The sequence below is a fragment of the Fictibacillus nanhaiensis genome, from assembly GCF_042686385.1.
GTDB classification, from domain to species: domain Bacteria; phylum Bacillota; class Bacilli; order Bacillales; family Fictibacillaceae; genus Fictibacillus; species Fictibacillus nanhaiensis.
Map to the genome: position 1 here is coordinate 1,968,056 of NZ_JBHUPF010000006.1, position 12,058 is coordinate 1,980,113.

Genomic DNA, 12,058 nt, shown 5'->3' on the forward strand with positions numbered 1-12,058 from the left:
AAGCCCTAAGTTATTTCGATATACTAATTATAACACATTAATCCATCGTATGTTTTTTAAGAAAAAATGCTTTACTCCTTCCATAATTAGAATAAAAACGAGGCAAATACTTTAGTGAATTAAATATTAAAATATTAGATTCTTCGTCAGTTTCTTTTTTCCTTCAAGATAAGTATGATTTTTAACAAAAATTAACAAATAAAATTTTATCATGGTTGATTTTGTTGGAAAAACTCAATCAGGGCTTGAACATTAAGTTTAAGTCCTTGTTTCTTTACGAACAAATATTCGTTAAAATAGTAACGAGGTGGTTATCATGTTTCAAAAAAAATCTATTCAGCAAGTTATGGACGTTTTACGAGAGCCAGAGCTAGCTAATCAAATTGTTCACTGGAAAACAATTGAGCCACGAGAAGCGGTTTCTGTTCCACTTCCTAACTCTATACATCCGACTATTCAATCCGCTCTTTTAAAAAGAGGAATTTCTTCTTTATATATTCATCAGTTATCAGCATACGAAGCAGCTTTACGTGGTGAAAGCTTTGTAGCTGTTACACCTACAGCTTCAGGAAAAACGCTTTGTTACAACCTTCCTGTATTGCAAGAGGTCGCTAATAATCCTGAGGCAAGAGCTCTGTATTTATTTCCAACTAAAGCCCTCGCTCAAGATCAGAAGTCAGAGATGAACGAGCTTATTGATGAGATGGGATTGGATATAAAAAGCTATACGTATGATGGGGATACACCAGCTAATATCCGACAGGTCGTTAGAAAAGCAGGAAATATCGTTATGACAAATCCAGATATGCTTCATGCAGCTGTTCTCCCACATCATACAAAATGGGTATCGCTTTTTGAAAATCTGAAATATGTGGTGGTAGATGAGCTCCATACATATCGAGGTGTATTCGGCAGCCATGTGGCAAATGTCATCCGACGTTTAAAGAGAATCTGTCACTTTTATGGAAGTGATCCCATTTTTATTTGTACATCAGCAACCATTGCCAATCCAAAAGAGCTTGCTGAGCAACTCACTGGCAATCCAATGACACTTATCAACAACAATGGAGCACCTGCGGGTCGAAAGCATTTTCTTTTCTATAATCCGCCAGTTGTAAATAAACCGTTGAACGTTAGGCGAAGCGCTACGCTTGAAGCCAGAAACCTAGCAAAGCTATTTTTGGAAAATCATATTCAAACGATCGTATTCGCACGCAGTCGTGTACGAGTGGAAATATTGCTCACGTATTTGCAAGAACTTGTAAAAAAGGAGTTTGGTACGAAGTCCATTCAAGGGTATAGAGGAGGATATCTTCCTAAGCAGCGCCGTGCTATTGAAAAAGGACTTCGTAACGGAGACATCATGGGAGTTGTTTCAACAAACGCTTTAGAATTAGGAGTAGATATTGGTCAGCTTCATGCTTGTATTCTGACAGGTTATCCAGGATCGATCGCAAGTGCCTGGCAACAGGCTGGACGAGCGGGACGCAGACAAGATGAAAGTGTTGTGATCATGGTGGCTTCCTCTTCTCCACTCGATCAATACGTGATTCAGAATCCAGACTATTTCTTTGAACGTTCACCCGAGTCTGCTCGGATGAATCCGGATAATCTGATTATTTTAGTAGATCATCTGAAATGCGCATCATATGAACTGCCGTTTCAAGAGAATGAGAAATTTGGTGATCAAGAGATCGAGGATGTATTAGAATTTTTAGTTGATGAACAAGTGCTTCACAAAAGAGGAAAGCATTTTTACTGGATGAACGATTCTTTTCCTGCGCATAACATTTCACTTCGTTCTGCTTCACAGGAAAACGTTGTGATCATCGATCAAAGTAATGTGGCTGATGTAAAAGTGATCGGTGAGATGGATCGTTTTAGCTCAATGACACTGCTTCATGAAGAAGCGATCTATCTTCATCAAGGTACGCAATATCAGGTAGAAAAGTTAGATTATGAAGAAAAGAAAGCGTTTGTTCGTGAAGTGGATGTGGATTATTTTACAGACGCAAACCTCGCTGTTTCATTAAATGTACTAGAAGTGGATAAAGAAACGTCACATGACCAGAATGCTAAAGCATACGGTGATGTGATGGTAGTTGCAAAGGCAACCATCTTTAAAAAGATCAAATTTGAAACACATGACAATATAGGCTCAGGTCCCATTCATCTTCCAGAAGAGGAGCTGCACACTTCAGCTACATGGCTTACATTTGAAAATAATGAGTTAAGTGAAGAAAAACTTGAAGCAGGCCTTCTTGGGATCGCACACGTTTTGCGTCATGTCGCGCCTTTATTCGTGATGTGTGATGCAAACGATCTTCACGTTGTCCCTCAAGTCAAAGCGGTTCATAACCAACAACCTACGATCTTTATTTACGACCGATATCCAGGTGGAATAGGGCTTAGTGAAAAGGTATACGGCTCTTGGGATACCGTTCTTGATCAGTCACTTGCTATGATTCAACGATGTCCTTGCGAAAGTGGCTGTCCGTCTTGTACAGGAACCCTAGAAGAAGGGAATAACAGCAAGAATCTCGCCATAAAATTGATTTCTCAAATCAAAGGAGCGACAGAACATGTCGATTAAAAATAAGCTGAATCGACTAAAAAAGCATATGGTCAATCCGGTTTCCGAGCTACCTGTTAAAAGTGAACCCCATATTGAGAATTCTACTCCTGAAAAAATTCAACATGCGGACTATTGGGAAAAGTTTGGTGCTTCAGCTTATTTTTTCGAGGATGATTATTGTATCGTTCGAAAAGTAACATACCCTCTTGATACACAATGGGGCCGTTACCGGTTTTCAGATGTTTTGAAAGCCGTATCGAATTGGAAAGATATCGATGCTGATCATCCACTACACGCTAAGGATCTTGACGCTTCTGATCTCTTGTTCTTCGATACAGAGACAACAGGTCTAAGTGGTGGTGCAGGGAATACCATTTTTATGCTTGGAATGAGCCAGATCAAAGAAGATCACGTATTAGTACACCAATTCTTCTTACCGGGTCCCGGATCTGAAGTGGCTCTTTATCATTATTTTTTAAATCATGTGAAAGAACTTCGGAATTTAGTAACGTATAATGGTAAATCATTTGATTGGCCGCAAGTGAAAACGCGGCACACGTTAATTCGTGACTTTGTACCCTCATTGCCAGAGTTTGGTCACTTTGATCTTCTGCACGGAGCTAGAAGATTGTGGAAAGATACGTTGCCAGCTGTAAAGCTCTCTATTGTTGAAAAAGAGTTGTTAGGTGTGAACCGAATCCATGATACACCAGGATATCTCGCTCCGATGCTTTATTTTCAATATTGCAATGAAGGAGATCCATCTCTATTAGAAGGTGTTTTTCAACACAATGAGTGGGATGTTCTCTCACTCATAACTCTCTATACACACATGTCGGGAATAGTGACAGGTAATGCTTTTCGAACAGAAAGAGAGACATATGAATCAGCAAGATGGTTTGAAGCATTGAATCAAAAAGAACATGCGATTTCTCTTTATCAGGAAGTTTTGCGAACTGGAACTTCACTTACATCCCCATCCAAAAAATCTTTAGCCTCTCTACACAAAAAAAGTGATGGTTTAGAGGTTTCTGTTCGATATTGGCTAGAGTTGCTCGATGAGAATGAATTAGATGAAGAACCAGCTATTGAACTTTCTAAGTATTATGAGCATGTTCAAAAAGATTATGAAAAAGCTCTTCATTTTGCAGCATTGGCATATTCTAGATGGAAGGGTAAAAAAAGGTTAACGAAGAAGAAAGAAGAACTGGAAAAACTAGCGCTGGCGAAAAGAATCGAACGATTAGAACAAAGAGTCATCCAATATTCGTAAAAATCCGTCAAATTTATGAATTCTTGCAAAATATCTCTTCTCAATTGGCTTTGTTTTTTGTAAAATATAAGAGGACCTGAAAATGTTCTTAAGAAAATAAATTCCCCCCATTTTTATTGCCCGGGTAAGCGCAAAAAACGCCATGAAAACCCATATTTCTACTGTGTTTTCGTCAAATTTCTAGAGCGTTCGATTGTTTTCGCGCAATAACCGAAATGTTGAAAAGGGAAATATATAATTTAAGCTATGGAGAGATGGTAAGTGAAGCAGTGGATTGTTGTTCTATTTTTTGTAATCGTCGGGTTAACAGTAATGATTGGCAATCAAATCAGTCACACAACACAAAACTTTTAATGAAGCCCCGGCTATAGACAGAGCCGGGTGTTTTTCATTAATAGGAGGTATTTTCCCATGCTTCAAACACTGCTTGTTAGTGGCTATAAAGCTCATGAACTTGGTATATTTAGTGACAAACACGAAGGGGTATACTACATCAAGAAAGCAATTGGTCAAAAGTTAGTCTCACTTCTAGATGAAGGTTTAGAGTGGGTGATCATTAGTGGCCAGCCTGGTGTAGAGATGTGGGCTGCAGAAGTGGTATTTGAACTACAAACAGAATTTCCCGAATTAAAACTAGCTGTCCTTACGCCGTTTTTAGAACAAGAAGCACGGTGGAAGGAAAATGTGCAGGAAAAATATCATGAAATTTTAGCGGGAGCAGATTTTGTTGATTCAGTAAGTCGTAAGCCTTACGAGTCGCCAGGGCAGCTTCGAGTTAAAAATCAGTTTCTTGTCCAAAAAAGCGATGCTGTCTTGCTTCTTTATGACGAAGAAAAAGATGGTTCTCCGAAGTATTATTTGGATGCAGCCAAACAAAAGCAGGAAATGGACAATTCGTACGAAATATTTTATATTACTCCTTATGACTTGGATGTTCTTGTACAAGAAGAACAATACAATCGTAATGAATAAATGAATCTAAAGTCGAAAAAAATTGACATTTAGGTCAGGTAGTGAAAAAATAATTTTAGAATCTTTGTGTGAGGTGATTCACATGAGTGAACAGCGTTTTCATTTAACGGCGAAAGAAATTTTAGAAAAAGACTTTAAACAAGGCTTTCGTGGCTATGATCAAGACGAGGTAGACAAATTTTTAGACCTTATCATTAAGGATTATGAAAATTTTCAAAAAGAGTATGATGCAGTTGTACAAGAAAACAATCGACTGCGTAAAGAAGCTCAAAGTTCTACTGATCATCAGCAAACACGCAGAATGTCTGCAGTAACTTCAAGCACGACGAACTCCGATATTCTTCAGCGTTTGTCTAACTTGGAAAAACATGTTTTTGGCAGTAAACTGTACGATTGATTCCAGTAATTATCCATTTGTTTTTCTACATTCAGCATGCTATAATGAATCTTGCTTTTAAAACTTAAATCAATAGCGTTCGGGTAATCGCTGGATCTGAATTTTCAGGTTTAGAGGAAAGTCCATGCTCGCACGGATCTGAGATGACCGTAATGATCGTGCCTGGCCAAAAAATAAGCCAGGGTAGATTGGTTTGCTTGAATAAAGCTTACTGGACTAACGGCAGGGAACGCACCTAAGTCCTATGGATATGGTGTTAATACCTTGAAAGTGCCACAGTGACGTAGTCCCGATGGAAACAAAGGGAGTGGAACGCGGTAAACCCCACGAGCGAGAAACCCAAATTATGGTAGGGGAGTTTCCCATTTCGGAATTGAACGATTGGGAGAACAAGAAGCCAAGGCTTTTTGTAGATAGATGATTACCACCGGTGTACGAGGCTACCAGCCGTTTGTAGTACTAAGGAACAGAACATGGCTTACAGAACGTTATTGGTACCTAAATTAAAGCTGAATGAGGGCCCCGTTTACCGGGGCTTTTTCTATTTACATAAAAAAGTGCCGTAAAATAAGGGTATACTTATTGTTATACGAATCGATGAAGTTAAGGAGTTCATATTATGACACAATTACGACTGCTGGCAACAGCGGCTATGGGATTAGAAGCGCTAGTAGCCAATGAAGTTCGCGCGCTAGGTTTTGAAAATGTGAAGGTTGAAAATGGTAAAGTTTATTTTGATGGTGATGAAAAAACGTTAGTAAAAGCTAACTTATGGCTAAGAACGGCAGATCGCGTGAAATTAGTAGTTGGCGAGTTTAAAGCGGAGACGTTTGATGAACTTTTTGAACAAACAAAAGCACTTCCATGGGCTGATTTTATTCCTGAGGATGGCGAGTTTCCTGTAATCGGCCGGTCTGTAAAATCTAAGCTATTTTCTGTATCTGACTGTCAAGCAATCGTGAAAAAAGCAGTGGTTGATAACTTAAAAACGGCGTATAACCGCAAAACGTGGTTTCCAGAGGACGGGGCTTTGTATCGAATTGAGGTTGCGATTCATAAAGATATCGCAACATTAACGCTTGATACGAGCGGTACTGGTCTACACAAGCGTGGATACCGTGAGTTACATTCTGGTGCGCCGATTAAAGAAACGATGGCTGCAGCGCTAATCATGCTAACAAATTGGACACCTGATAAGCCTTTCGCAGATCCTTTCTGTGGATCTGGTACATTGCCGATTGAAGCTGCAATGATTGGACAAAACATCGCGCCTGGATTAAATCGCGAGTTTGCTTCAGAGAAATGGAACTGGATCGACAAAAAGGTTTGGTATGAGGCTGTAGGAGAAGCTCAAGATGTGGCGAAATACGATCTACCTTTAGAGATTCAAGGATCTGATATTGATCATAAGATGATCGAACTGTCCAAGAATAATGCAAACGAAGCTGGATTCGAGGATTTTATCACGTTTAAACAGATGCAAGTTCGCGATTTTACGACTAGAAAAGATTACGGATGTCTTGTAACGAATCCACCTTACGGAGAGCGACTTGGTGAGAGAGAAGAAGTAGCTCAAATGTATCGCGACCTAGGCATGGCAATGAAACCGTATGATACATGGAGTGTTTACGTGATTACTTCTAATGAAAAATTTGAAGAATATTATGGCCGTTCAGCAACAAAAAAACGTAAGCTATATAACGGAGATTTGAAGACGGACTATTATCAATACTTTGGAAAACGTCCGCCTAGACAGCACCAGAACTGATGAGTGCGTTATGTAATTATGGTATGGGTGCCCGTTGAGTGTCGAAGATTGTAGACTCGCGGATAAAAGCCCGAAATTTGTGGATTGAGAAGCAAAACTCGTGGATTGAGCTATTAAATTTATGGATTCAAGGAGAAAACTTTTGGATTCATCCCCATAAACGATAAGGAAGGCTGACTCAATCAAAAAGTCAGCCTTTTTTGGTATGAATCGCACAAATAGAAGCATTGAAACAATTATAATTTCACGTACCGTACATAATTAAGATCTTTTTATTCAAAAAACATTGGGAATTAACCATTTCGAACTAAATTTTATAAAACTACACTTACTCGCTGCTACATTGTTCAACTTTTATAAAGACTTCACCACCAATTGCTGAAACAAAGTTTAAAGACCTTATAAACGCGTACATACTATGCCTATCCATTAAATCAAAGGCAGGTTATTTCTATGTACGCTCAATTTAGCCATTTAGATAGCATTCAAAAGGCATTACAGAACCTACAACCACATCTGGAAGATCATCATAAAGCCGAAATTCAAAGTGTCCTTCATCAATCGATTGGTCACGTAAACAATATTGATCCGTCCTTCGCTGCTTATGCAGAACTATTCAAGGAAGAATTTTAGAAAAAAATAAAATAGACCAGCAGGACTTTTTTATTGCGTCACGAATTCATATAGCGGTATGTTTTTAATGAAACCGTGAAGGGATGAAGCAAAAAATGACACAAACAAAAGTAACTGTTGAAAAAGAATTCTTAGATTATGTGAAAAAAATGGTCCACATCAACGAAGCAATCGGCCTCATGTATTGGGATCTTCGCACAGGCGCACCTAAAAAAGGTGTTGAACAACGTTCTGAAGTAATCGGAACATTATCATCTGATGTATTTGCAATGTCTACGTCTGAAGAAATGAAGAATTACATCGAAGAACTTTCTAAGTCAGATATACAGGACTCTCTGTCTGATGTTACGAAGAAGACGCTTGAGGAAGTAAAAAAAGATTACGAGCGTAATGCAAAGATTCCTCCAGCAGAATTTAAAGAGTATGTCATTTTACAATCTAAAGCAGAAACTGTGTGGGAAGAAGCGAAGAACGCATCAGACTTCTCTTTATTTCAGCCTTATTTAGAAAAGCTTGTTGATTTCAATAAGAAGTTTATCGGTTATTGGGGCTATGAAGGGAATAAGTACAATACACTTCTAGATATGTATGAGCCAGGAGTTACTGTTGAGATTTTAGATGAGACCTTCTCAAAACTACGCGATCGAATCGTACCATTGCTTCAGAAAGTAAAAGATGCAGGTCAACCTGATACAAAGTTTTTATTCGAGCATTTTCCGAAAGAAAAACAAAAAGATTTCAGTTTACATGTTTTAAAAGACATGGGTTATGATTTCGATTCAGGTCGTTTGGATGAAACCGTTCATCCGTTTGCGATCGGATTGAATCCTGGAGACGTTCGTGTAACAACAAAGTATGACGAGAATGATTTCCGTACGGCTGTATTCGGAACCATCCATGAAGGTGGACATGCACTTTATGAGCAAAATATTTCAGATGAATTAGTTGGGACACCCCTTGCTACAGGTACATCTATGGGCATTCACGAGTCTCAATCTCTGTTCTGGGAAAACTTTGTAGGTCGTCACTTCGGATTCTGGAAAAATCAGTACAACATGCTTAAGACAGTTTCTGGTTCACAGTTTAACGGTGTAGAGCTTGAAGATTTTTATCGTTCTATCAACGTGGTAGAGCCTTCACTTATTCGTATCGAAGCTGATGAAATGACATACCCACTTCATGTTATTGTTCGTTATGAAATTGAAAAAGGTTTGTTTAACGATGAGATCGAAGTAAAGGACCTTCCGAGAATCTGGAATGAGAAAATGCAGGAGTATATCGGTGTAACACCTAAGAATGATGCTGAAGGTGTGCTTCAGGATGTACATTGGTCAGGCGGAAGCTTTGGTTACTTCCCATCCTATGCTCTCGGGTATATTTATGCTGCACAGCTAAAAAATGCAATGCTGAAGGATATACCTGATTTTGATGCTCATATGGAATCTGGAAACCTTCTGCCGATAAAAGAGTGGTTAACGAAGAACGTTCACCAATATGGAAAAATGAAGAAACCGATTGAAATCTTAAAAGATGTAACAGGTGAGGGACTCAATCCTGATCATTTGATCGCTTATTTCGAAAAGAAATACACTGATATTTACCGCTTAGAGAACTAACTACATCCTACCGGCGGACTCGAATTTATATATCGAGAATGCCGGTTTTTTTACATAATCTGAAAGTATAATCTGTTTTAAGGATACTTTTTGATGTAGCAACAAGATTATGATAATCGTATAAATTCAACTAACTCTGCATCAAAGGGTGAGTATTACCCAAGTATTCTTAATAAAAATGTTTCATTTGTACTTATTTTGTCTAAAACTATATAAAAAGACACTAGGAGGAAATATACATGGGAGCTGCAACGACACAAGATATCCAGAACCTTTTAAAATTAAGAAAACGTATTGCTGTAGTCGGTCTATCTGATCAACCTTTTCGCACGTCCTATATGGTTTCAGAATATATGCAGAATGCCGGTTACGAGATTATTCCCGTAAATCCTAATGTCTCAGAAGTTTTAGGGCAAAAAGCGTTTGCAACGCTCGAAGAAATTGAAGGACACGTTGATATTGTCAACGTATTTAGACGCAGTGAGTATTTGCCAGAGGTTGCTCGATCTGCAGCAAAAATTAAAGCTGGTTTCTTCTGGGCACAATTAGGGCTTTACAGTGCAGAAGCAGAAGAGATTTTGCAAAGTGCAACGATTCCTTATATTATGGATAAGTGCATTAAAGTGGAACATGCTATGATACGGTAGTAATGAACCACCCGCAATCATACGGGTGGTTTTCCCATGCTATCTAGAAATGTCACTTTTTTATTAAAAAATATTCTTTTCGACACTAAAGGTTTTCAGTCGATTTACCGAGAAATAAGAGGAGAATATACAGACAACAGTAGTATAGAAACAAACGTTCTGCTATTATAGTAGTACTGCAGCAACGCGAAAGGAGCAACACAACTTGGCTAGTAATAAGTCATTAATGGAGTATAACGATGATGCCATACAGGTGCTCGAAGGTTTAGAAGCCGTTCGAAAGCGTCCAGGTATGTATATTGGAAGTACGGATGCTAGAGGATTGCATCACCTCGTTTATGAGATTGTAGATAACGCTGTTGATGAAGCTTTAGGCGGATTCGGTGATTACATACACGTGAAAATTCACAAAGACAATAGTGTTTCGGTATCCGATGATGGGCGTGGAATGCCAACAGGTATGCACAAACTCGGAAAACCAACTCCTGAAATCATTTTTACAGTTCTTCACGCGGGTGGTAAGTTCGGTCAAGGCGGATACAAAACATCTGGAGGATTGCATGGTGTCGGGGCATCCGTAGTAAACGCCTTATCTGAATGGTTGGAAGTAACGATCCACCGTGACGGCAAGACGTATCGTCAACGTTTTGAGAATGGCGGAAAGCCTGTAACAACACTAGAAGTGATCGGAAATACCCGGAAGTCTGGAACGACCGTCCATTTTAAACCAGACTCAACCATGTTTTCTACGATCAACTATAACTATGAAACATTAAGCGAACGATTACGAGAAGCAGCTTTCTTGTTAAAAGGAATCAAGATCGTACTTGAAGATGCACGTAACGGTGAAAAAGACGAGTTTCAGTTTGATACAGGTCTTGAAGCGTTCGTAAAATACTTGAATGAAGATAAAGACTCTCTGCACACTGTTGTGAGTTTTGAAGGTATACAAAACGAGATCGAAGTGGATTTTGCGTTTCAGTACAACGATGGATATGCAGAAAATGTATTATCGTTCGTAAACAACGTGCGCACAAAAGACGGTGGAACGCATGAATCAGGTGCAAAAACGGCGATTACTCGAAGCATCAACGAATACGCTCGAAAAACGAACATGTTAAAAGAAAAAGATAAGAACTTAGATGGATCTGATATACGTGAAGGTTTAACAGCTGTTGTTTCTGTTCGTATTCCCGAAGAATTCCTGCAATTCGAAGGGCAAACGAAAAGTAAATTAGGAACGAGTGAAGCACGTTCTGCTGTAGATACCGTAGTAGCGGTTAAGTTAGCTTATTTTCTTGAGGAAAATCCTGCAATTAGTGAAATGCTCATCCGTAAAAGTATTAAAGCCGCACAAGCGCGAGAAGCAGCACGTAAAGCACGCGAAGATGCTCGAAACGGTAAAAAGAACAAACGTAAGGATTCTATGTTAAGCGGTAAGTTAACGCCAGCTACATCAAAGAATCCTGAACGAAACGAACTCTACCTTGTCGAAGGTGATTCTGCTGGCGGTTCTGCTAAGCAAGGACGTGACCGTAAATTTCAGGCGATCCTTCCGCTACGAGGAAAAGTTATCAACACAGAAAAAGCAAAGCTTGCTGACATCTTCAAGAACGAAGAAATCAACACGATCATTCATGCGATTGGAGCTGGAGTGGGCTCTGATTTCACATTAAAAGATGTGAACTACGATAAGATTGTAATCATGACTGATGCAGATACAGATGGAGCGCATATCCAAGTTCTATTACTGACGTTCTTCTATCGCTACATGAAACCGCTCATTGAAGAAGGAAAAGTGTTCATCGCACTTCCTCCACTTTACAAAGTAAGTAAAGGGACTGGTAAGAAGGAAGTCATTGAATATGCCTGGGATGAAGACGAACTTAGAGAAGCACAGAAAAAGATCGGAAAAGGCTACATCATTCAACGCTATAAAGGTCTAGGTGAGATGAATGCTGATCAATTATGGGAAACAACTATGGATCCTGACACACGCACGTTGATCCGAGTAAGAATTGATGACGCAGCCCGTGCTGAAAAACGTGTATCTGTCCTAATGGGAGATAAAGTAGAGCCGCGACGAAAGTGGATCGAAGAACACGTTGCTTTTGGCATAAACGAAGAAACTAACATACTAGATAACGAGAACTTGTCAGCATTCTGAGGAGGTTTAA

At 39.2% G+C, this 12,058-nt stretch carries 9 protein-coding genes and 1 other RNA gene; all 10 read left to right on the top strand.

The features are described 5' to 3' along the window. Nucleotides 1–316 precede the first annotated feature (316 nt). The 10 genes from ACFS5O_RS13780 to parE all read left to right on the top strand — a co-directional run bounded on the left by ACFS5O_RS13780 (nt 317) and on the right by parE (nt 12,048). Nucleotides 317–2,593, top strand: a complete 2,277-nt coding sequence (locus tag ACFS5O_RS13780) for a DEAD/DEAH box helicase (protein WP_205726359.1) — start codon at nt 317–319, stop codon at nt 2,591–2,593. After that, complete coding sequence (locus ACFS5O_RS13785) at nt 2,583–3,848, top strand: ribonuclease H-like domain-containing protein (protein ID WP_205726358.1); 1,266 nt, start codon at nt 2,583–2,585, stop codon at nt 3,846–3,848. The genes ACFS5O_RS13780 and ACFS5O_RS13785 overlap by 11 nt, the downstream gene beginning before the upstream one ends. Before the next feature lie 411 nt (nt 3,849–4,259). Continuing rightward, nucleotides 4,260–4,820 (top strand): SLOG family protein, encoded by a 561-nt coding sequence (locus tag ACFS5O_RS13790; RefSeq protein WP_205726357.1) that lies wholly within the window; start codon nt 4,260–4,262, stop codon nt 4,818–4,820. A gap of 82 nt (nt 4,821–4,902) precedes the next feature. Then, a complete protein-coding gene (gene gpsB, locus ACFS5O_RS13795; RefSeq protein WP_066394488.1) occupies nt 4,903–5,217 on the top strand; it encodes a cell division regulator GpsB in 315 nt (104 codons plus the stop codon). Between the two features lie 75 nt (nt 5,218–5,292). Beyond that, nucleotides 5,293–5,703: RNase P RNA component class B (gene rnpB / locus ACFS5O_RS13800), an RNA gene on the top strand. A gap of 133 nt (nt 5,704–5,836) precedes the next feature. Next, nucleotides 5,837–6,985: a THUMP domain-containing class I SAM-dependent RNA methyltransferase gene (locus tag ACFS5O_RS13805; protein WP_205726356.1), complete on the top strand. Its 1,149-nt coding sequence runs from the start codon at nt 5,837–5,839 to the stop codon at nt 6,983–6,985. 453 nt (nt 6,986–7,438) lie between these two features. Further along, nucleotides 7,439–7,618, top strand: a complete 180-nt coding sequence (locus ACFS5O_RS13810; protein WP_205726355.1) for a hypothetical protein — start codon at nt 7,439–7,441, stop codon at nt 7,616–7,618. Between the two features lie 95 nt (nt 7,619–7,713). Continuing rightward, entirely contained in the window at nt 7,714–9,234 is a 1,521-nt protein-coding gene (locus ACFS5O_RS13815; RefSeq protein ID WP_205726354.1) for a carboxypeptidase M32, read from the top strand. Nucleotides 9,235–9,473: 239 nt separating this feature from the next. After that, a complete protein-coding gene (locus ACFS5O_RS13820) occupies nt 9,474–9,881 on the top strand; it encodes a CoA-binding protein (RefSeq protein ID WP_205726353.1) in 408 nt (135 codons plus the stop codon). A gap of 226 nt (nt 9,882–10,107) precedes the next feature. After that, nucleotides 10,108–12,048, top strand: coding sequence for a DNA topoisomerase IV subunit B (gene parE / locus ACFS5O_RS13825; protein ID WP_205727282.1), 1,941 nt, complete (start codon nt 10,108–10,110; stop codon nt 12,046–12,048). The last annotated feature ends 10 nt before the right edge of the window (nt 12,049–12,058 follow it).